General features: G+C 72.1%; 22 protein-coding genes. 9 read left to right on the top strand and 13 right to left on the bottom strand.

All coding sequences use genetic code 11. From position 1 onward, the window contains the following. The coding region (locus CHB94_RS17900; RefSeq protein WP_176445621.1) for a cytochrome c oxidase subunit I at nucleotides 1–809 on the bottom strand (809 nt) is incomplete at its 3' end. 224 nt (nucleotides 810–1,033) lie between these two features. Between CHB94_RS17900 and CHB94_RS17895 the strand changes: the two genes are divergently transcribed. Next, nucleotides 1,034–1,312, top strand: coding sequence for a GlsB/YeaQ/YmgE family stress response membrane protein (locus tag CHB94_RS17895; protein ID WP_089337899.1), 279 nt, complete (start codon nucleotides 1,034–1,036; stop codon nucleotides 1,310–1,312). Between the two features lie 24 nt (nucleotides 1,313–1,336). Here CHB94_RS17895 and CHB94_RS17890 read toward each other — a convergent pair whose 3' ends face one another. Together CHB94_RS17890 and CHB94_RS17885 are read right to left on the bottom strand one after the other, a co-directional pair. Then, entirely contained in the window at nucleotides 1,337–2,197 is an 861-nt protein-coding gene (locus CHB94_RS17890; protein WP_089337898.1) for a putative RNA methyltransferase, read from the bottom strand. Next, entirely contained in the window at nucleotides 2,194–2,703 is a 510-nt protein-coding gene (locus tag CHB94_RS17885; protein ID WP_089337924.1) for a metallophosphoesterase family protein, read from the bottom strand. The genes CHB94_RS17890 and CHB94_RS17885 overlap by 4 nt, the downstream gene beginning before the upstream one ends. Before the next feature lie 76 nt (nucleotides 2,704–2,779). Here CHB94_RS17885 and CHB94_RS17880 point away from each other — a divergent pair, with 76 nt between their 5' ends. Further along, the gene (locus CHB94_RS17880) at nucleotides 2,780–4,372 is read left to right on the top strand and encodes an MFS transporter (protein WP_254920738.1); all 1,593 of its coding nucleotides are present in this window, start codon (nucleotides 2,780–2,782) and stop codon (nucleotides 4,370–4,372) included. Nucleotides 4,373–4,388: 16 nt separating this feature from the next. On the opposite strand, the gene CHB94_RS17875 is transcribed toward CHB94_RS17880, so the two are convergent. From CHB94_RS17875 to CHB94_RS17865, 3 genes are all read right to left on the bottom strand, one after another. Further along, nucleotides 4,389–5,351: a cytochrome c oxidase assembly protein gene (locus CHB94_RS17875; protein ID WP_254920737.1), complete on the bottom strand. Its 963-nt coding sequence runs from the start codon at nucleotides 5,349–5,351 to the stop codon at nucleotides 4,389–4,391. 163 nt (nucleotides 5,352–5,514) lie between these two features. Then, on the bottom strand, nucleotides 5,515–6,432 hold the full coding sequence (locus tag CHB94_RS17870; protein WP_089337897.1) for a cation diffusion facilitator family transporter: 918 nt from the start codon (nucleotides 6,430–6,432) through the stop codon (nucleotides 5,515–5,517). Between the two features lie 103 nt (nucleotides 6,433–6,535). Continuing rightward, complete coding sequence (locus CHB94_RS17865; protein ID WP_089337896.1) at nucleotides 6,536–7,486, bottom strand: M23 family metallopeptidase; 951 nt, start codon at nucleotides 7,484–7,486, stop codon at nucleotides 6,536–6,538. Here CHB94_RS17865 and CHB94_RS17860 point away from each other — a divergent pair. Next, nucleotides 7,476–8,183, top strand: coding sequence for a hypothetical protein (locus CHB94_RS17860; protein WP_089337895.1), 708 nt, complete (start codon nucleotides 7,476–7,478; stop codon nucleotides 8,181–8,183). The two genes, CHB94_RS17865 and CHB94_RS17860, sit on opposite strands and share 11 nt — an antisense overlap. A gap of 212 nt (nucleotides 8,184–8,395) precedes the next feature. After that, nucleotides 8,396–9,577: a zinc-dependent alcohol dehydrogenase gene (locus CHB94_RS17855; protein ID WP_089337894.1), complete on the top strand. Its 1,182-nt coding sequence runs from the start codon at nucleotides 8,396–8,398 to the stop codon at nucleotides 9,575–9,577. Between the two features lie 255 nt (nucleotides 9,578–9,832). On the opposite strand, the gene CHB94_RS17850 is transcribed toward CHB94_RS17855, so the two are convergent. Beyond that, the gene (locus CHB94_RS17850) at nucleotides 9,833–11,176 is read right to left on the bottom strand and encodes a D-arabinono-1,4-lactone oxidase (protein WP_089337893.1); all 1,344 of its coding nucleotides are present in this window, start codon (nucleotides 11,174–11,176) and stop codon (nucleotides 9,833–9,835) included. A 241-nt stretch (nucleotides 11,177–11,417) separates the two neighbouring features. Here CHB94_RS17850 and CHB94_RS17845 point away from each other — a divergent pair, with 241 nt between their 5' ends. After that, the gene (locus CHB94_RS17845) at nucleotides 11,418–12,269 is read left to right on the top strand and encodes a type III PLP-dependent enzyme domain-containing protein (RefSeq protein WP_217899366.1); all 852 of its coding nucleotides are present in this window, start codon (nucleotides 11,418–11,420) and stop codon (nucleotides 12,267–12,269) included. A gap of 348 nt (nucleotides 12,270–12,617) precedes the next feature. Here the strand turns inward: CHB94_RS17845 and CHB94_RS17840 are convergent, their stop codons facing one another. After that, nucleotides 12,618–12,923, bottom strand: a complete 306-nt coding sequence (locus CHB94_RS17840) for a hypothetical protein (RefSeq protein WP_089337892.1) — start codon at nucleotides 12,921–12,923, stop codon at nucleotides 12,618–12,620. A gap of 224 nt (nucleotides 12,924–13,147) precedes the next feature. On the opposite strand from CHB94_RS17840, the gene CHB94_RS17835 reads away from it, so the two are divergent. The 3 genes from CHB94_RS17835 to CHB94_RS17825 are packed head-to-tail and all read left to right on the top strand — an operon-like array spanning nucleotide 13,148 to nucleotide 14,222. Beyond that, nucleotides 13,148–13,492 (top strand): hypothetical protein, encoded by a 345-nt coding sequence (locus CHB94_RS17835; protein ID WP_089337891.1) that lies wholly within the window; start codon nucleotides 13,148–13,150, stop codon nucleotides 13,490–13,492. Beyond that, nucleotides 13,492–13,896, top strand: a complete 405-nt coding sequence (locus tag CHB94_RS17830; RefSeq protein ID WP_089337890.1) for a hypothetical protein — start codon at nucleotides 13,492–13,494, stop codon at nucleotides 13,894–13,896. The genes CHB94_RS17835 and CHB94_RS17830 overlap by 1 nt, the downstream gene beginning before the upstream one ends. Then, a complete protein-coding gene (locus tag CHB94_RS17825) occupies nucleotides 13,893–14,222 on the top strand; it encodes a hypothetical protein (RefSeq protein ID WP_089337889.1) in 330 nt (109 codons plus the stop codon). The genes CHB94_RS17830 and CHB94_RS17825 overlap by 4 nt, the downstream gene beginning before the upstream one ends. Nucleotides 14,223–14,405: 183 nt before the next feature. Here the strand turns inward: CHB94_RS17825 and CHB94_RS17820 are convergent, their stop codons facing one another. From CHB94_RS17820 to CHB94_RS17805, 5 genes are all read right to left on the bottom strand, one after another. Continuing rightward, nucleotides 14,406–14,825, bottom strand: a complete 420-nt coding sequence (locus CHB94_RS17820) for a GNAT family N-acetyltransferase (protein ID WP_089337888.1) — start codon at nucleotides 14,823–14,825, stop codon at nucleotides 14,406–14,408. A gap of 133 nt (nucleotides 14,826–14,958) precedes the next feature. Then, nucleotides 14,959–16,578 (bottom strand): ABC-F family ATP-binding cassette domain-containing protein, encoded by a 1,620-nt coding sequence (locus tag CHB94_RS17815; protein ID WP_089337887.1) that lies wholly within the window; start codon nucleotides 16,576–16,578, stop codon nucleotides 14,959–14,961. Nucleotides 16,579–16,665: 87 nt separating this feature from the next. Next, complete coding sequence (locus CHB94_RS25310; RefSeq protein WP_176445620.1) at nucleotides 16,666–16,836, bottom strand: three-helix bundle dimerization domain-containing protein; 171 nt, start codon at nucleotides 16,834–16,836, stop codon at nucleotides 16,666–16,668. 278 nt (nucleotides 16,837–17,114) lie between these two features. Then, entirely contained in the window at nucleotides 17,115–17,240 is a 126-nt protein-coding gene (locus CHB94_RS26295; RefSeq protein ID WP_254920736.1) for a hypothetical protein, read from the bottom strand. Between the two features lie 30 nt (nucleotides 17,241–17,270). Further along, the gene (locus CHB94_RS17805) at nucleotides 17,271–17,849 is read right to left on the bottom strand and encodes a class I SAM-dependent methyltransferase (protein ID WP_089337885.1); all 579 of its coding nucleotides are present in this window, start codon (nucleotides 17,847–17,849) and stop codon (nucleotides 17,271–17,273) included. 39 nt (nucleotides 17,850–17,888) lie between these two features. Here CHB94_RS17805 and CHB94_RS17800 point away from each other — a divergent pair, with 39 nt between their 5' ends. Continuing rightward, a complete protein-coding gene (locus CHB94_RS17800) occupies nucleotides 17,889–18,950 on the top strand; it encodes a winged helix DNA-binding domain-containing protein (RefSeq protein WP_089337884.1) in 1,062 nt (353 codons plus the stop codon). Nucleotides 18,951–19,019: the final 69 nt, after the last annotated feature.

Genomic DNA, 19,019 nt, shown 5'->3' with positions numbered 1-19,019 from the left:
AAGGGCAGCGCGATGATGTAGACCTCGGGGTGGCCGAAGAACCAGAACAGGTGCTGCCACAGCATCGGCCCGCCGTTCTCATCCGAGTAGATGAGCGCACCGAGCTGGCGGTCGGCCAGCATGCCGAAGATGGCGGCGGTCAGGATCGGGAACGCCAGCAGGATCAGCACGCTGGTGACGAGCGCGTTCCAGGTGAAGATCGGCATCCGGAACAGCGTCATGCCCGGGGCCCGCAGGCAGACGATCGTGGTGATGAAGTTGACGCCACCGAGGATGGTGCCCAGGCCGCTGACGGCCAGGCCGGCGAACCAGAGGTTCGCGCCGGCACCCGGCGAGTGCACGCCGTTGGAGAGGGGTGCGTAGGCGTACCAGCCGAAGTCCGCGGCGCCGCCCGGGGTCAGGAAGCCCGACACCGCGATCAGGCTGCCGAAGAGGAACAGCCAGTAGGAGAACGCGTTCAGCCGCGGAAAGGCGACGTCAGGAGCGCCGATCTGCAGCGGCATGATGAGGTTCGCGAAGGCGAAGAACAGCGGCGTCGCGAACATCAGCAGCATGACCGTGCCGTGCATGGTGACCAGCTGGTTGTACTGCTCCGGCGACAGGAACTGCAGGTCCGGCCGGGCCAGCTCCCCACGCATGAGGAGGGCCATCAGCCCGCCCGCCACGAAGAAGGCGAACGAGGTGACCATGTACATCAGGCCGATGGTCTTGTGGTCGGTCGTCCGCAGCAGGTTGGACAGCCGCGAACCCTTCTCCGCCACGTGGACCGGACTCGGCCGACTCACGATGGGCGCCGGTGCAATCGTCACGGAGCGCAGCTTAGACGGTGCCCGCGCGGCACCTCCGACCGACGAGCGAGGCGCGCCGGTGACCCTCCGCGCATCCGCGCTCGCTCCGGCGAGACGCTCGCGGTCGTCACCTGACGGTGATCTCCGGCCGGTTTCCGATCATGCGGGCGGGGGCACCCCGTCCCCCGCGCCCGGAGATCCCGGCGCAGGTCCGTGTCCGCGGACCCCTGCCCGGAGGTCCATCCATGTCCGTCGGTGGCATCGTTCTCGCGCTCGTCATCGGCCTCGTCGCAGGCCTCATCGCCCGGGCGGTCATCCCGGGCAAGCAGGACCTCGGCCTCGTCGCCACGATCGTCCTGGGTCTGATCGGCTCCGTCGTCGGCAACCTGCTCGCCGGCCTGCTCCTCCGCGGAGAGCTGGAGTTCGACCTCGGCGGATGGTGGGCCTCCATCCTGGGCGCGATCCTCGTCCTGGGGGTCTACGTCGCCGTGGCGGGTCGCGGCCGCCGGTCGGTCACCCGTTGAGCCATCCGCACGGGTCCATCGCTCTCAGCTGGCCGGCCGGTAGGTGGTCACGTCGACCGAGACGGTGACCACGAGCGGATCGGGTAGCGCGGCGAGCTTCGCCCCGATCGCCGCAGGGGTCGTGTGCCTGGCGTGCGGACCCATGCCGACCAGGCTCGTCGCGGCCGGACGCGACAGGGTGAGCCGCCGGCGGTAGGTCGTGCTCCGCACGCGGGTGAGCTGAGGTTCCAGCGTGGCGGCCAGGCGGGCCGACTTGTCCGGGTCCACGCGCAACAGCTCCAGGGGTCCGACGAGCTCGGCCAGGTGGTCGGCGGCCGGTGTCACCACGAGCAGCCGGCCGTCCGGACGCAGGACGCGCGCGATCTCCGGGCCGTTGCGTGGGGCGAACACGACCAGCACCCGGTCGACGGCGTCGTCCCGCACCGGCAGTCGCGCCCAGCTGTCCGCGACGACCGCCACCGCTCGCGTGTGCGCACGGGCCGCCCGGCGGGCGGCGTAGGGCGACGAGTCGAGGACCACGCCCACCGCCTCCGGCGCCCGGTCCAGGACGCCGGCCAGGTGGTGCCCGGTTCCGCCGCCGAGGTCCAGCAGCGCCGCCGGGGGCCCGTCGGCCAGGACGGCGTCGGCAAGGGCGGCGGTGATCCCGGCGTAGTGGCCCGACCCGAGGAAGGCGACCCGGTCCGCGACCATCTCGGCCGAGTCGCCCGAGGGCGGACGGTGGGCCGGCGCCAGCAGGGTGACGTGGCCGTGGCGCGCCCGGTCGAACAGATGACCCACCTCGCAGCGCAGGCCCGTCCCGCCCGGCACCACGGCCAGGGCGCTGCGGCACACCGGGCAGGCGAGGAGTGCGACGGCCCGATCGTCGAGCGGGATGCGCCCGCTCACGACCGGGGTGGGACGACGTGGAAGGTGACGTCGCGCAACTGCCCGTCGTCGGCAACGGCCGTGACGTAGGTGCCGTGCGGCTGCCGGCGCCGGTCGGTGGGCGAGCCCGGGTTGAGCAACCGCAGCCCCGACGGCGCGGTGGTGTCCCACGGGATGTGGCTGTGCCCGAACACGAGGACGTCGGCGTCGGGGAACCGGGCCGCGCAGCGCAGCTCGCGGCCTTCCGCGTCCCCGGTCTCGTGGACGACGGCGAAGCGGATGCCCTCGATCTCCGCGCGGGCGATCTCGGGCAGCCGCTCGCGGAGCGTTCCGTGGTCGTTGTTGCCGTACACCGCCAGGAGCCGCCGGGAGCGGGCCTCGAACTGGTCGAGCAGGGCGGCGTCGACCCAGTCCCCGGCGTGGACGACGACGTCGGCCCCGGAAATCGCCGTCCACAGGGAATGAGGTAGGTCACGCGACCGCTTCGGAACGTGCGTGTCCGAGGTCAACACCAGCGAAACAGGCACGACGACATGATCGCAGGCCGATAGCTTCCCCTCGGCCGGCGACCCGGCCCATCCGCACGACCCTGAGGAACCCTCCGTGACCGCACCCCGTCCCACGACCTCGGCCGCCGTCGCGGCGCCCGGCGCCGACGAGCCGTACGAGAAGCGCTGGCTGGCGCTCGGGGTCATCGCCATGACCGTCCTGCTGGTGATCCTGGACGCGACGATCGTCAACATCGCGCTGCCCGCCGTCACCGCGGACCTGGGCATCAGCGCGGCGTCCCAGCAGTGGATCGTCACCGCCTACACCCTCACCTTCGGCGGCTTCCTCCTCCTGGGCGGTCGCATCGCCGACTTCTGGGGCCGCAAGCGCACGTACCTGGTCGGCGCTGCCGGCTTCGCCGTGGCCTCGGCGCTCGGCGGCGTCGCCCAGAACGAGGCCATGCTCTTCGCCGCCCGCGCGCTGCAGGGTGTGTTCGGCGCGCTGCTGGCCCCGGCCTCGCTGGCGCTGCTGACCGTGTTGTTCACCGACCCCAGGGAGCGGGCCAAGGCCTTCGGCGTCTACGGCGCCATCGCCGGTGGCGGCTCGGCCGTCGGCCTGCTGCTGGGCGGCGTGCTCACCGAGTACGCCGACTGGCGCTGGTGCTTCTGGGTGAACCTGCCGGTCGCGCTGCTCGCCATCGTGCTCGCCGTCCCCATCGTCCCGGAGAGCAAGGCGCCCGGTGACACCAGCTACGACATCCCCGGCGCGGTCCTGGTCACCCTCGGACTCGCCTCCATCGTCTACGGCTTCACCCGCGTCGCCGAGGCCTCGCAGACCAACGCGGCGGAGGCCGCCGCGGCCAACGCCGAAGCGGCGGCGCAGGGCGCACCCACCCTCGTGACGCCGGACAGCGGCTGGTCCGACGGCCCCGCGTGGCTGTTCATCGTCGTCGGGCTGGTGCTGGTGGCCCTCTTCGTCGTCCTGGAGCTGCGGACCGGCAACCCCCTGCTGCCCATGCGGATCGTCCTCGATCGCAACCGCGGCGGCGCCTACCTGACGTCGACGCTGGTGGGAGCCGGGCTCATCGGGGCGTTCTTCTTCCTGAGCCTGTACTTCCAGCAGGTACTGGGTTACGAGCCCGTCATGGCGGGCCTGGCGTCGCTGCCGACCACCCTGGGCGTCTTCATCTCGGCCGGCGCGGCCAGCGCGCTGGTACCGCGGATCGGGCCGAAGCCGCTCATGGTCCTCGGTGGGCTGCTGGCCGCCGCCGGCCTCTTCACGCTGTCCTTCGTCGGGCTCGACACCGGGTTCTGGGAGCTGCCGTTCCCGGGCCAGCTGCTGCTGGGGCTCGGCCTCGGGTTCACCTTCGTGCCCTTGTCGAACCTGGCGCTCGTCGGTGCCGGGCAGCACGACGCCGGTGCGGCCAGCGCGATGCTGAACGCCACGCAGCAGGTGGGCGCGTCGATCGGTACGGCCGTCCTGGCCTCGCTGTCGGTGGCCGCCATCAGCACCTACACCGCCGACGCGCTCTCCTCGGGCGCGAACCCGCAGGACCCCATCGTCGGCCTGACGGCGCAGGTCGAGGGCTACACGACGGCGTTCACCTGGGCTGCGGCGCTGCTGGTGCTCGGCGCCCTGGTCTCCGCGGTGCTCATCAAGGCCACCAAGGAGGACCTGCCCGACGAGCTGGTGGTGCACGCCGGATAGCGCTCCGCGCGATCGGTCAGGCCCGCCGCTGCTCGGCCATGGCTCTCAGGCGCGCGTTGTACGCCTCGAGCTCGGCGTCGCCGCTGCGATCGGCGGCCCGGTCGAGCGCCTTGGCGCGCCGCTCGTCGGAGCCGGCCCACGAGAAGAAGACGATGGCGAGCACGAGGACGGTGGGCAGCTCGCCGAAGGCCCACACGATGCCGCCGGCCTCCCCCTGGTCCCGGAGCGGGTCGATGCCCCACCCGGCCGGCGGCTGGGCGAAGGTGTCGACGACCAGCGTGCCGGCCATCATGACGGCGACACCGAAGAAGGCGTGGAACGGCACGGGCAGGAACAGCTCGAGCATCCGGCCCGGGTGGCTCAACGTCCGCGGCCACGGGTCCTGCGCCACGATCGGCCCGAAGAACAGCAGCCCGGTGACGACGAAGTGGGCCAGCATCAGCTGGTGCCCCGCGGGGTTGGCCATGAGGGCGTCGAAGAGCGGCGTGAAGTAGACGCCGTAGAGGCTCGCGATGAACAGCGGGATCGAGAACAGCGGGTGCGCGAGGAAGCGCGCCAACCGGCTGTGCAGGGCGTTCAGCAATAGCGCCCGGGGAGCGCCCGCGGCACCGCGGCCCCGGGGCAGGGTTCGCAGGGCGAGGGTCACCGGCGCCGCCAGCAGGAGGAGCAGCGGGGTGATGAGCGAGAGCACCATGTGCTGCGTCATGTGGACGCTGAACAGCACCATGCTGTACCCGTTGAGCCAGGTCCCGGTGACGGCGAAGAGCGAACCGGTCCCCGCGATCCAGGCCAGGGTCCGCCACCACGGCCACGCGACCCCGGACCGGCGCAGCCGCACGACGGCGGCGAGGTAGACCAGCAGGCCCACCACGCTGAGCACGGCGAGCACCGACCACGGCTCCAGGTGCGGGAGGAACATCCGCCCCCACGTCGGCGGCTCTCCGGGCACCCACATGCCCGAGTGGTGCCCGTGGTCCACCGAGTCCTCCTCGACTGCTGCCGCACCTGTCCGCTCCACTGTCCCACCCGCAGCGACCCGGCGGCGGCCCCCTCCCGGGGCCCCCTCGAGCTCGCGGAGCAGCAAGGACCTCCCTGCCCCCACCACTCGCAGGCTCGCGACGGGCCCTGCAGGGACGCCGTCTTCAGTCGTGGACCGGCGCCTCGTGCCCGGCGTGCGAAGCGGCCTCCAACTGGAACGTGCAGTGCTCCATGTCGAAGTGCTCACCCAGGCACTCGCAGAGCGAGTCGAGCACGCGACCGCCGTGCCCGGCGGCCAGCGCCTCCTCGGTGACGACCACGTGGGCCGAGAGGACCCGCACCCCGGAGGTGATGGTCCAGGCGTGCAGGTCGTGAACGCCGAGGACGCCGTCGACGCCGAGGATGTGCGCGCGCACCTCGGCGAGATCCACACCCCGGGGTGCCGCCTCCAGCAGGACGTCGAGCGCCTCGCGGAGCAGGTGCCAGGCACGGGGTACGACCAGGCAGCCGATCACGGCCGAGGCGATGATGTCCGCCGGCGTCCATCCGGTGACGAGGATGACCAGGGCCGCCACGATCACCGCGACCGAGCCGAGCGCGTCGGCGAGGACCTCCAGGTAGGCCCCGCGCACGTTCAGCGACTGCCGTCGCCCACGGTGCAGCACCGCCAGGGAGCCGAGGTTGACCACCAGCCCCACCGTGGCGACGGCCAGCATGAGGCCGGACCCGATCTCGGGCGGCTCCCCGATCCGGCGCACCGCCTCGACCAGGACGTAGCCGGCGACGACGAGGAGCAGCAGCCCGTTGGCGACGGCGGCGAGGATCTCCACCCGCTGCCAGCCGAAGGTGCGCCGGCCCCGTGCCGGGCGCTGGGCCAGCGTCACCGCAGCCAGGGCCAGGGCGATCCCGGCCGCGTCGGTGGCCATGTGGCCCGCGTCGGCCATCAGCGCGAGGGAGCCCGACAGCAGACCGCCGACGATCTCCGCAGCCATGACGGCGAGGGTCAGGCCGAGGACGACGACCAGGCGCCGGCGGTGACCGCCCGCCGCGGTCACCGGCGCATGCGTGTGCCCGTGCCCCATCGACCGCCTCCCTGCCTGCGCCTCCCCCGCGCAGTGTGCCCCAAACGCCGACGCCCCCGACCGGTTCGGTCCGGCGGGGGCGTCGAGCGTCACGGGGTCGAGGTCAGATCTCGACGCCCTTGTCCCGGAGCCACGGGAGCGGGTCGATCTTCTCGCCGTTGAGGCCGCCGACGTGCACCTCGAAGTGCAGGTGCGGGCCGGTGGACTGCCCCCGGTTGCCGAGGAGGGCGATCGTGTCGCCGGCACGGACGACCTGACCGGCCTCGACCAGGATGGAGTCCATGTGGCCGTAGACGGTGACGTCGCCGTTCTCGTGCTGGATGTAGACGGCGAGCCCGTAGCCGCTGGCCGGACCCGCTTCGAGCACGACACCGTCCATGACCGCGTACTCGGGGGTGTGCATCGGCGCGGCGAGGTCGATGCCGGCGTGCAGCGTGCCCCAGCGGGCACCGAAGCCACTGGTGAGGCGGGCACCCTCGACGGGGCGGACAGCCTTCGGGCGAGCGGCCTCCGCAGCAGCCGCGGCAGCCGCGGCGGCGGCCTCCGCGGCGACCCGGTCGGCCTCGGCCTGGATGTTCGCGGCCGCGGCCTGCTCGGCGTCGCGGGCATTGCGGCTGACCGCCAGATCGCCGAGGAGCTCGGCGGCGTGGGTGTCGGTGATCGCCTGCTTCGGCGTGGCCTGGATGCCGAGCTCCTGCGCCACGCTGACCGAGTGGCTCATCGTCTGGGTGGCCCGGGCGGCGGGCTCGCCGGTCGTGACGGCGCCGAGGCTCGTCGCGCCGATGAGGGCGGCCGCCAGGTACAGCGCCGGGCGGCGCCGGATCGACGGCGGACGGCGGCGGAAACCTCCGGGCAGCCGCCCCTCGGCGACGGCGGCGACGACGACCGGGGCCTCCACCGCGACATCGAGGGGGCCGGCCGCCGGCTCGGCCACCGGCGCGACGACGTCGGCGAGGGGCGGGGTGCGCTTGTACGGCGTCGGCCGGACGGTGGGGGCCTGAGCGGTCGGCGTGGCCGCGGCGGCCGTCGTCGTGTCGGCTGTCGTGTCGGCCATCGTCTTCACAGCCGAAGCAGCAGTCTTTGCCGGGGTCGTCTTGGCGACCGGCGCCTTCGCAACTGCCGCCTTCGTAGCGGGCGCGGACTTCTTGTCGGAAGCGCCCTTCACCACCGCCGACTCCACGGCCGCCGACTCCACGGCCGGAGCGTCTGCGGCCGAAGCCTTCGCGGCGGCCGGCTTGGCGGCGGCCGGCTTCGCGGCGACAGTCTTCGACGTCGCGGCCTTGCCTCGCACCGCCTTCGCTGCCGCCACCTTCGCGGTGGCGGCCTTGGCCGTTGTCGCCCTGACGGTGGCTGCCTTGCCCGAGGCAACCTTCGCGGTCGCGTTCGTAGCGGCCTTGGCGCGCGACGCAAGCGTGCCGGCGGCGCCGCCCGCAGCGGCTGCTGCCTTGGCACCGGCACTGCGTCGGGCCCCGGCCGCGGGGGCCGCGCCTTCGGTGGTGGTCGGGGTGGACCCGGAGCGCTGCGCCGTCCCCTGGCGCTGCGTCGGGACCGTGCTGGTCGCCTTCTTCTCAGCCGGTCGCCGCGACGTTCCGCGGGCCGTCCCAGGGGTCGAAGCGGACCCGGTGGCGGGTTCCGATCCCTCGACGAGGAGGCGGTCCTGGTGGAGCGAACTCATGCACCTGACTTCCGTTGGCGGGCATTCCACGTGCACTCCCGGGGAGAGGAGCGGGACCCATGTAAACACGTCGTGATGTTTCCGTGACCCAGTCGGTGGGGTACCTACCTGCAGTTATGTGTCCCGGGCCACAAAGATGCACGGATGTAGTTCCTCGGAACGTGAGCACTGACCTACGGAGAGTTACGGGCGCGCAGCGTTTCGTTGAAAGTCGCGCGATCCAGGTCACCACGGGGCAAAAGCCCCTTGAAACGGCCGATCGACGGCCCTATCGAGGGAGAAGCTGAGATGCGCGCAGTGACCTGGCACGGCCGAGCCGACGTGCAGGTGGAGACGGTCCCCGACCCGATCATCCAGGAGCCCACGGACGTCATCGTTGAGATCACCTCGAGCGGCATCTGCGGGTCCGATCTCCACCTCATCGAGGTCATGGCGCCGTTCATGACCGTGGGCGACGTCATGGGCCACGAGCCGATGGGGATCGTCCGGGAGGTCGGCGCGGAGGTGACGGCGGTCAAGCCGGGCGACCGCGTCGTCGTCCCCTTCAACATCTCGTGCGGCACCTGCTGGATGTGCTCCCAGGGCCTGCAGTCCCAGTGCGAGACGACGCAGAACCGGGAGCAGGGCTTCGGCGCCTCCCTGTTCGGCTACACCAAGCTCTACGGCCAGGTCCCCGGCGGGCAGGCGGAGTACCTCCGCGTGCCCTTCGGCAACACCCTGCCGATCAAGGTGCCCGAGGGTCCCGCCGACGACCGCTTCGTCTATCTCTCCGACGTCCTGCCGACCGCCTGGCAGGCCGTCCAGTACGCCGGCATCCCGCAGGGCGGCACGGTGCTCGTCCTGGGCCTCGGCCCCATCGGTGACATGGCGGCGCGCATCGCCCTGCACCGCGGGGCCGGCACGGTGTTCGGCGCCGACGTCGTGCCCGAGCGCCTCGAACGGGCCCGCGCGCGCGGAGTCACGGTGATCGACTCGACGGCACAGGCCGACGTCGTCCAGGCGGTCCGGGACGCCACCTCTGGGCGCGGTCCCGACGCGGTGATCGACGCGGTCGGCATGGAGGCCCACGGTTCACCGCTGGCGACGCTCGCCCAGAAGGCCACGGCGCTCGTGCCGGACGCGGTCATGGAGAAGGTCATGCAGGTGGCCGGCGTCGACCGGCTCGCCGCGCTCAACACCGCGATCGAGGCGGTCCGCCGCGGCGGCACGATCTCGCTCTCCGGGGTCTACGGGGGCGCCACCGATCCGCTGCCGCTGATGCGGATGTTCGACAAGCAGATCCAGCTGCGCATGGGGCAGGCCAACGTGTGGCGCTGGGTGCCCGACATCCTTCCGCTGCTCACCGACGACGACCCGCTCGGCGTCGACACCTTCGCGACCCACCACGTGCCGCTCGCCGAAGCGACGCAGGCCTACATGAACTTCCGGGAGAAGAAGCAAGGCCACGTCAAGGTGCTGCTCAAGCCGTGACCGGCTCGGGGCGCCGGACCGACTCCGGCGCCCCGGCCCCGCATCTGAGCGGAGCCACGCCTCGGTGCGGCATGGCTCGCGCCCGCCAGCGCAGCAGCCGGTCCGGTGAGGACGACGTAGTCGGGTAGGCGAGCGCCATGACGGTGATCAACGCGGACAGATCAGGACATTGCCCCCGCGCTGACCGTTCCGTCCACCGGATCGATCACGGAGCCATGCAACGGGCGGGTCCGCACGTGCTGGCATGAGCCGCGCTCAGGAGCCGGTCGAGCCGACCGGTCCCAGCACGCGGTCGAGGTAGGCGTTGCCGAGGACGCCGGTGGGGTCGAGCCGGTCGCGGACGGCGACGAACTCGTCGAACCGTGGATAGCGGGCGCGGAGGGCCCCGGCGGCGAGCCCGTGCAGCTTTCCCCAGTGCGGCCGGCCACCCACCTCGCCGGTGATCGCCTCCAGCGCGGCGAACCAGGACCCCGGCTCCGTTCCCGCGGGAACGTGCGCCGCGATGTAGGCGGTGTCCCGCGCGGACGCCGTGGACAGCGGGGCGTCGTCGGCGGCGGCCAGCCGGACCTCGACGGGGAACGCGGCACGCCAGTCGCCGGCCTCGTGCACCCGGCGCAGCTCCGCCAGGACGGCCGGGGCCTCGGCCCGCGGAACCGCGTACTCCATCTCGAGGAACCGGACCCGGCGCCGGCTGACGAACACCCGGTGCGCGTGGTCGGTCCAGGACCGGGTCCCGAGCGACTTCGCCGACATGCGGGCCAACGGCGGGATCAGGGCGGGGACCCGGCGACCGGTGGCCACGACGCCCGCGAAGGCGCCGTTGGCCAGGATCTCGTCGTCCCAGACCGCCCGCCAGCGCGGTAACGGGGCGAGCCCCTGGTCCAGCGGCACTCTCGTGTTGCACTTCAGAAGGGTCGCGTCGGTGTGCGGGAACCAGTAGAACTCGACGTGGTCGGTCGAGGTCATGAGCTCTTCGAAGCCCTCGATGGCAGCCGTCAGCGTCCCCGGACCCTCCACCGCGCGCAGGGCGAACGCGGGCACCGCCTGGAGGGTCACGGCGGTGACGACGCCCAGGGCCCCGAGACCGACGCGGGCGGCGGAGAAGACGTCGGGGTGGGTGTCGGCGTCGCAGCGGAGCACCTCTCCCGCCGCGGTCACCAGCTCCAGCGCGCGCACCTGGGTCGCCAGCCCGCCGAAGCGCGCTCCCGTGCCGTGCGTGCCGGTCGCCAGCGCGCCCGCGATGGCCTGCCGGTCGATGTCGCCGAGGTTGGTCAGCGACCAGCCGCTCCGCAGGAGCTCGGCGTTGATCCGGTGCAGGGTCGTGCCCGCCCCGACGGTCACCTGCCCGTCGGGAGTGACCTGCCCGATCGCGTCGAGCCGGCCGCAGGCGAGCTGCAGATCCTCCGGCCGGCCGATCGCCGAGAAGGAGTGCCCACTACCGATGGGACGCACGCGGCGACCGGCGGCCGCGGCGGTGACCAGGAGGTCGGCGACCTCGGCCGCGGAGGCAGGGTGGACGACCTCGACGGTGGCCCGTTGGTTGCCGGCCCAGTTCCGCCAGCGCGTCCGGGTGCCAGACGGTGCCGGAGCATGCGTCACAGAGCCCTCCCTCGTCGCTCGCCCGCACTCTGCAGGCCGAGCGGACCCAGGTCAACGGGCTGATCATCTTGACCCGGTCGAGGCCCGACCGCACGCTCGCCGCGATGAGCGACCTCTGCTCCGACCTACCGGCGGAGACGACCCGGCCAGCACCGACGTCGTCGTCGGCTACCCGACGGTCGACCGGACGGCGCTCCGCCGGCTCGCCGCGGACGAGCAGGCGGCGGCCCGGGTGACCCTCATGGTCGACTCGCCGGCGCAGCTCGACCTGATCGACGCCGTCGTCCCGGCGGTACATCGGCCACGGCTGCGGATCTGCCTCGACGTCGACGCCTCGCTGCGCGCGGCGGGCGGCCGGGTGCACGTCGGCGTGCGGCGCTCCCCCGTCCACTCCCCCACCGAAGCTGCGGCGCTGGCCCGGGAGGTGGCGCGACGGCCGGGGTTCCTGGTCGTGGGCGTCATGGTCTACGAGGCCCAGATCGCCGGAGTGCAGGACGCCCCGGCCCACCGGCCGGTCCGCGGCCTCGTCGTCCGCCGGATGCAGGGCATCGCGGGTCGCGAGCTGGCCGGACGACGGGCAGCGGTCGTCGCCGCCGTCTCGGAGGTGGCCGACCTCGAGTTCGTCAACGGAGGCGGGACCGGCAGCGTGGAGCGCACCGCCGCCGAGGCCGCGGTGACCGAGGTCGCCGCCGGGTCCGGGCTCTACAACCCGGCACTCTTCGACGGCTACCGCGCCTTCACCGGCCGGCCGGCCACCTTCTTCGCCGCCCCGGTGGTCCGCATCCCGGCACCCGACACCGTGGCCGTCGCCGGAGGCGGGTGGATCGCATCGGGGTCGCCCGGTGCCGACCGGCTGCCGCTGCCGACCTACCCGGCCGGCCTGCGCTGGCTGCCCGCGGAAGGCGTCGGCGAGGTGCAGACGCCGCTGCGGGGCCCGGCGGCCGAGCACCTGGGGATCGGTGACCGGGTGTGGTTCCGGCACGCCAAGGCCGGGGAGGTCTGCGAGCACGTGAACGAGCTGCACACCCTCGCCGACGACGAGCTGATCGGGAGGCTGCCGACCTACCGCGGTGAGGGCCGCACCTTCGGCTGACGCCTGGACCAGCATCATCGGGTGCTCGGCGGTCCTGCCGGACGACGCCATGGACGCCCCCACCCTGAACAGCGGCGGCTCCGACACTTCCAGGTCTGCATGGACGCGCCGCCAGCCGCCATCGAAGGCGGGCAGCTCTCGATCGAGCCCACCATGAGCTGCGACGACGAGCGCGTGCGCTACGCCATCCGCTAGTTCCGCGATCACGGCGCCGCCGGTCCGCCCGCAGAGGAGGGCCGGTGGCGCTGTCATTGCTGGTACCGCGTCAGGCAACCTTCGCTCTGAAGGCGGCCTCAGGGACAACGAAGCGTGGGCTAGGAATGCCAGCCGATGCCGTAACCGCAACCTCTATGCGCGAGTGGCACGTTCTTGATCAAGGTCTGTGTCGAAGACCTCACGGGCGATGATCCTCGAGTCGTGGTCGTCCAGCCAGCGGACCTCATACAGAAGGTCATTGCCGACCACGACCTGGCCGGCGTCCCAGAGGTCCAGCATCTCGTCGAGCCAGTCGTCCAGGAGCCAACCGAGGTGGTACGGGTGCTCAACAGCGGCGGCGGACACCCATACGTCCGCCGTGGTCTTCGGATCGCCCCACCGCCGCCACCAGAGGTGGCCGCCGATCTGCGCCCAGTAGACCGCCGGGAGGACGAGCACGTGCCCTGTGTCGGTTCCATCGGGGCTTCGCAACTCGCCTGCTCGAAAGGCGTAGCGGTCCAGCCGATGCGGAGGGTTCGGCTTGTCGGGCAGCCGTGGCACCGGACGACGCTACAGATGAAGAGCGGATCGCCGGGAAGCACGTGCCCCTTGCGCGTGTCCCATAGGGGGCCGCTCAGAGCGTGCGAAGGCGAGGGGGGAAGGAGAGATGCCAGGATGCGTCGGTGACAACACCGCCGCACCCCGGGACGCGGGAGTACCGCAGTCAGGTCGTCCGGATCTCTGACCTGACGGTCACGACTGATCTGCTCGAAGACCTCACCTTCGAGAACTGCGTAATCACTGGTCCCGCTGTACTGGGTCTCCTTGAAGACGTGACCATTGCGAACTCCACTTTCGATGCGCCAGATGGCGACGCGCTGTTCTGGCCGGTTCCCGCAAGCCGGCCGGCTGTGATGGGCATCGTTGCCGTGCGTCGAGTCGGCTTCTTTTCCTGCCGGTTCGAGCGCATAGGGCTAGCCGCGCCCGAGGAGGCGCTGCCGGATCTCCGCGCAGGCTTCGGCCTCTGATGCAGCAGACGTCGCTGAGCGACGACAGTCCAGTTGCCCGTGGAGGCATCAACCGGGATCCGACCAGTCTCCTGCAGCAGATCCAGGACAACATCGCAGACGGGGATGGGCCGGTCCTGTCCATCTTCATCGTTGAGCCGAACGCTGAACGCAGCGTCGAGCAGGCGTTGATCCAGGCGTGTCATGACGGTCCAGTCATGCACGGACAGGTCCAGGTCAGCTCCCTCGGCCGCCTTCGGAGCGCCGGGTTCCGGATCGTGCAGGAGGCCAATGAGGGTGAGTCCTACTGCCACCACCACGTCTACTTCGAAGAACCAGTGACATACTCGCGGGTCAGGGAGTGGATCGAGTGCTTCGATCCACCGATCCCTAACCCGGACCCGGACAGGAGGCGACGGCGATGAGCACGCGGGTCAGGGTGGATTTCAACTCGGTCACCAAGGATGGCCAGGTGAAGGCCACAGTACGACGTGCTGACGGCCCACTTGCTGAAGGTGATGCCGTCATCGCATACGACCCTGCGGAGCACTCGTCGCATCCGGCAGTCGTGGCGTCGATCAACCCAGACACGGAGCGCGTCCTGCTTGCGGTCGACTGGGAACATGCCGCCCGCGACAGGAGCAACAAGTTAAGCGCCAAGACTGCCGGCATCTGCCTCGGCTCATCGGCCAAGTACACCGTGCGGGGGTCCCGGGTCGAGCCAAGTCGCGCCGTCGCGCTGAAGGCCTGACCCGACAATGGACCGTCGAAGTTAGAAAAGGGCCACCCAGCGTCTTGCACAGAGTGGGCCGCTCAGGGCAAGGTCGGCAGTTGCGGTCCCAGTACCGCGACCCGCGACCGGCGAACATTCGCCCTTCACGGCCGTCGGTACACCCCGCTTGCCCGCCACCCTCATCGGCGTGGTGAGAGCGGGCTAACCGAGCGTCAGGGCCATCCCGACCGAGCCCGGTGCGGTCTCAGCGAAGCCATGACGCGCATAGAGCCGACGACCGGGTGGGTCTGCCAGCAGGTTGACGTAGGCACCGCCGGGTGCGGACACCCGGATGCGCTCGAGCAGCGCCGTCAGGATGGCGTCTCCGAGGCCACGACGTTGGTGGCCGGGATGTACCGCCATGTCGACGACGTGGAAGTACCAGCCTCCATCACCGAGCACGCGGCCCATGCCCACGACCTGATCGGTCACCTCGTGGACGACATGACACGCAGCCCAACTACCCGGCAGACCCGCCACCGCCTGTTCCTCGGTCTTCGGGGACAGCCCGGCATCGGCGCGAAGGCGCAGGTAGTCCTCGACCGGCGGGGGATCCATGACGAGCGCATAACCAACGGGCATGGCCCCACCTTGCAACATCCTGATGCGCCCTTCCTCGAGGCGGGTCAGGGCAGCTGTCGTCGCGGGGGTGCCACCCGAGCGTGGGCGCGTCGACCGCATCCTCTCCACCGGGCCGACGTTGCCGGTCGCGGTACTAGCGGGCGCGCTGCACCCGGGTCTCGTCGAACACCGGCTCCGCCGACTCGTAGACCCGGCCGTCGGCGCCGAACACCACGAACCGGTCGAAGGACCGGGCGAACCAGCGGTCATGGGTGACGGCGAGGACGGTGCCGTCGAACGCGGCGAGCGCCTCCTCCAGTGCTTCGGCGGAGAGGACGTCGAGGTTGTCGGTCGGCTCGTCCAGGAGCAGCAGCGTCGAGCCCGACATCTCCAGCAGCAGGATCTGGAACCGCGCCTGCTGGCCGCCCGACATGGTCCGGAACGGCTGCTCCCCGGCTCCGGCGAGCCCGTAGCGGCGCAGCGCCGCCATCGCGCGCCCCCGGTCGAGACCGGGACGGCCGGGCTCGCCGTGCCACAGCAGGTCCACCGGCGTCCGGTCCTGCCACTCCGGATGAGCGTGGGTCTGGGCGAAGAAGCCGGGGACGACGCGGGCGCCGAGCCGCCAGTCGCCGGTGTGCGCCACGGTCTGGCCGGCCAGCAGCCGCAGGAAGTGCGACTTGCCCGCGCCGTTGGCGCCCAGGACGCCGACCCGGTCGCCGTAGAAGATCTCCAGGTCGAACGGCTGCATCAGCCCGGTCAGCTCCAGCTGCTCGGCCGTGACCGCCCGCACGCCGGTACGCCCCCCGCGCAGTCGCATCGCGACCTTCTGCTCCGGCGGCCGCTCCGGGGGCGGCCCCGCCGCCTCGAACTTCGCCAGCCGGGTCTGCATCGCGTGGTAGCGGTTGGCCATGTCGGGTGAGTTGGCGGCCTGCTGCTGCAGCGTGCGGACCAGGTCGATCAGCCGCTGGTGCTCCTCGTCCCAGCGCCGCCGCAGCTCGGCCAGCCGTTCGTGCCGCGCCGTCCGGGCGTCGTGGTAACTGGCGAAGCCGCCTCCGTGCACCCACGCCGTCCCGCCTTCGACCGTGACCACCCGGTCGGCGACCCGGGCCAGCAGCTCACGGTCGTGGCTGACGAACAGCACGGTCTTGCGGGTCTCGAGCAGCCGCTCCTCCAGCCACCGCTTGCCGGGCACGTCGAGGTAGTTGTCCGGCTCGTCGAGCAGCAGCACCTCGTCGGGCCCGCGCAGCAGCGCCTCGAGGGCGAGCCGCTTCTGCTCGCCGCCCGACAGCGTGGACAGCTCGCGGTACTTGCAGCGCTCGTAGGGCACGCCGAGGGCCGCGACGGTGACGGTGTCCCAGGTGACCTCGGCGTCGTACCCACCGGCGTCCCCCCACTGGGCGAGCGCGTCGGCGTAGGCCATCTGCGAGCGCTCGTCGTCGGTCTCCATGAGCGCGAGCTCGGTGGCCTCGACGGCGTCCCAGGCCTCGCGCACGGCGGGCGGGGAGAGGTCGACCAGCATCCGTTGCACCGTGGTGTCGTCGCGGACGGAGCCGATGAACTGACGCATCACCCCGAGCCCGCCGGTGCGCGCGATCGACCCGGCCTCCGGCGTCAGGTCCCCGGCGATGATCCGCAGCAGCGTCGTCTTGCCTGCGCCGTTCTCCCCGACGAGGGCCGCACGGGCACCTTCGCCGACGCGGAAAGAGACGTCGTCCAGCAGCACCCGGCCGTCGGAGAGGGTGTGCCGTACAGCGCTCACATCGACGTAGCCCACCCGGTCATCCTCCCGGCACCGGCAACCACGTTTCCCGGCCGGTGCCGGCGAGGCCGCATCAGTGAGGCCGGCGTCGGTGAGGCCGTGTCAGTCCAGGGAGACCCGCAGCCGCTGGCGGGCCAGGCGCTCGACCAGTTCGGGCAGCGCACCGTCGGGCGAGCCCCGGAGTTCCTCACGGCAGGTACGGACGACGAGGACGATGGGGTCGGGTCCCAGGTCCGGGAACTCCCGCGACAACCGCGCGATGGCCGATCGCACGGACGGGTCTGAGACGGTGGATGGGACTGCCATCGCCATGGACGGTCCTTCCGTACGCCTGCCTTCTCAGCGGCAGTGGACGATTCCCCCCGAGGACCACCCGATGGGCGGTCGCTGTGTGCCGCAACACCGTGACCTACCGGTGATTCCGTGGCCAGGGACGAAGGTCCCCCATCCTGTTCGGGGTCGGCGTGGCGAGGGTTCAGGCGGCCGATCACGCGTCCTCGGGCCGGCCGCGTGGGGTCACGCCTCGATGCCCGCGGACATGCCGGCAGCCATCAGGCGAGAACGAGCGAGAGAAGGGTCGCGCCCACCGCGAAGACCATCACGAAGACGACGACCGAGGCGACCAGTCGTCGGCGCCGTTCAGCTCGGGAGCCGCCGGCACCGCCCATCCCCATCATGGGACGGACGCTACCGCCGGATCCGTCGGGTCAGTCCGTCCGGCGACCCCACAACAGGGTGTCCAGCGCCGTGCCCCCCGGCGTCTCCCGGCGCACCTGTTCCAGCCGGTCCACCACCAGCAGCCCCGCCACGGGGGCCAGCCGGTCGACGCTGTAGAGGATCGACGGGTCCTGTGGCCCGCCCACGCCCGAGGCGATGTTCTCCACGTCGTGACCGAGCACGAGCAGCCGGCCGCCGGGGCGGAGCCATCCGACCGCCCGGGTGAGGACCGCGGCGGTGTCGGCCTCGGGCAGGTGCAGGTAGGCGACGACGACCAGGTCCAGGCTCGCCGGGGGCGCCGCCCAGGTGGTGACGTCTGCGGGCACCCAGCTGACCCGGTCGCCACCAGGCTGCGCAGCACCGCGTCGGAGCCCGACGGCCGAGAAGTCGACCGCGGTCACCCGCCAGCCGCGCTCGGCCAGCCAGAGCGCGTGCCGCCCCTCTCCTGCTCCGAGGTCGACGGCGTCGCCGGGCGGCAGACCTGCCAGGAGCTCCGCCACCAGCGCGTTCGGTCCCGACGACCACTGCTGCTGGTCGGCGTACCGCTCATCCCAATCCTCTGCTCGCACGTGCTGGAGTCTGTCGCACCCACCTGCCACGGTGACGGGATGACGTCCCAGCAGGAGCTTGCGCTGATGCGCCTGGTGGCCCAGCGGCTGGCCGGCCCGCGCCCGGCGACGGCGACCGAGGTGGTCCGCCTGCTGACCGCCGTCCAGGCGCAGGACCTGCCGGGCGCCCTCCTGTCGGTCGCCCTCCGATCGGAGCCCGGCACGCGGACCGACGTGGAATCAGCGCTGAACACCGGCGACGTCGTCCGGTCGTGGCCCATGCGGGGCACGCTGCACCTCACCGCCGCCGAGGACCTTCCCTGGATGATCGACCTGCTGGGTCCCCGGGTCCTCGCCGGCTCCCCCGCCCGCCGCACCCGGCTCGGCATCACCGACGCCGACATCGAGAAGGCCCGCGAGCTCGCCGTCCAGGCGCTGGCCGGGGGGCGGCAACTGCGGCGGGCGGAGATCCTCGCCGCGCTCACCGACGGCGGCGTCGAGATCACCGGCCAGCGCGGCTACCACCTGCTCTGGTACCTGTCGCAGACCTGCACGCTCTGCCTCGGGCCGATCCAGGACGGCGAGCAGCGCTTCGTCCTCATGGACGAGTGGATCCGCTCGCCGCGGCGCCTGGGCACAGAGGAGGCGCTCGGCGAGCTGGCCGAACGGTTCTTCCGCGGCCACGGGCCGGCGACGGTCCAGGACCTCGCCCGGTGGGTCGATCTCCGCGTCACCGAGGCGCGCGCCGCCCTGGCCGCTGCGCGGGACGGCCTGGCCCGTCTGGAGGCCGACGGCGTCGAGTACTTCCTCGCCCGGGAGACTCCCGACCTGCTGGCCGAACACCGCGACGAGGCCCTCGGCGTCCGGCTGCTGCCCGGCTTCGACGAGTTCGTGCTCGGTTACGCCGACCGCACGTGCGCGGTTCCGCCCGAGTTCGCCGACCGGATCGTCCCCGGGGGCAACGGCATGTTCCGCCCCACCGTGGTCAGCGGCGGACGCGTCGTCGGGACGTGGGGCTACACCGGGCGGGGCTCGAAGCGGACGGTCACCGCGACACCGTTCACCGTCTTCCCGGCCGGGGTCGAGGCCGCGCTTCCCGCGCTCGCCGCCGCCCTCCCGTAGGCCGACGTCGGCTCGGGAGGCGAGCACCACACCCTTCGTGCCGACGACGGAGGCCCTGCGGGACGACGA

It is taken from the genome of Blastococcus mobilis, assembly GCF_900188025.1.
Lineage (GTDB): Bacteria > Actinomycetota > Actinomycetes > Mycobacteriales > Geodermatophilaceae > Blastococcus_B > Blastococcus_B mobilis.
The sequence above is the reverse complement of the archived record's forward strand: the minus strand, read 5'-3'. Positions and strand labels throughout refer to the sequence as shown.

Coding starts and splice junctions, on each gene's coding strand:
- CHB94_RS26295 (WP_254920736.1), bottom strand. CDS start 17,240: ATGATGGGGATGGGCGGTGCCGGCGGCTCCCGAGCTGAACGGCGCCGA.
- CHB94_RS17800 (WP_089337884.1), top strand. CDS start 17,889: ATGACGTCCCAGCAGGAGCTTGCGCTGATGCGCCTGGTGGCCCAGCGG.
- CHB94_RS17895 (WP_089337899.1), top strand. CDS start 1,034: ATGTCCGTCGGTGGCATCGTTCTCGCGCTCGTCATCGGCCTCGTCGCA.
- CHB94_RS17870 (WP_089337897.1), bottom strand. CDS start 6,432: ATGGGGCACGGGCACACGCATGCGCCGGTGACCGCGGCGGGCGGTCAC.
- CHB94_RS17865 (WP_089337896.1), bottom strand. CDS start 7,486: ATGGCCGACACGACAGCCGACACGACGACGGCCGCCGCGGCCACGCCG.
- CHB94_RS17855 (WP_089337894.1), top strand. CDS start 8,396: ATGCGCGCAGTGACCTGGCACGGCCGAGCCGACGTGCAGGTGGAGACG.
- CHB94_RS17820 (WP_089337888.1), bottom strand. CDS start 14,825: ATGCCCGTTGGTTATGCGCTCGTCATGGATCCCCCGCCGGTCGAGGAC.
- CHB94_RS17845 (WP_217899366.1), top strand. CDS start 11,418: ATGGTCGACTCGCCGGCGCAGCTCGACCTGATCGACGCCGTCGTCCCG.
- CHB94_RS17825 (WP_089337889.1), top strand. CDS start 13,893: ATGAGCACGCGGGTCAGGGTGGATTTCAACTCGGTCACCAAGGATGGC.
- CHB94_RS17830 (WP_089337890.1), top strand. CDS start 13,492: ATGCAGCAGACGTCGCTGAGCGACGACAGTCCAGTTGCCCGTGGAGGC.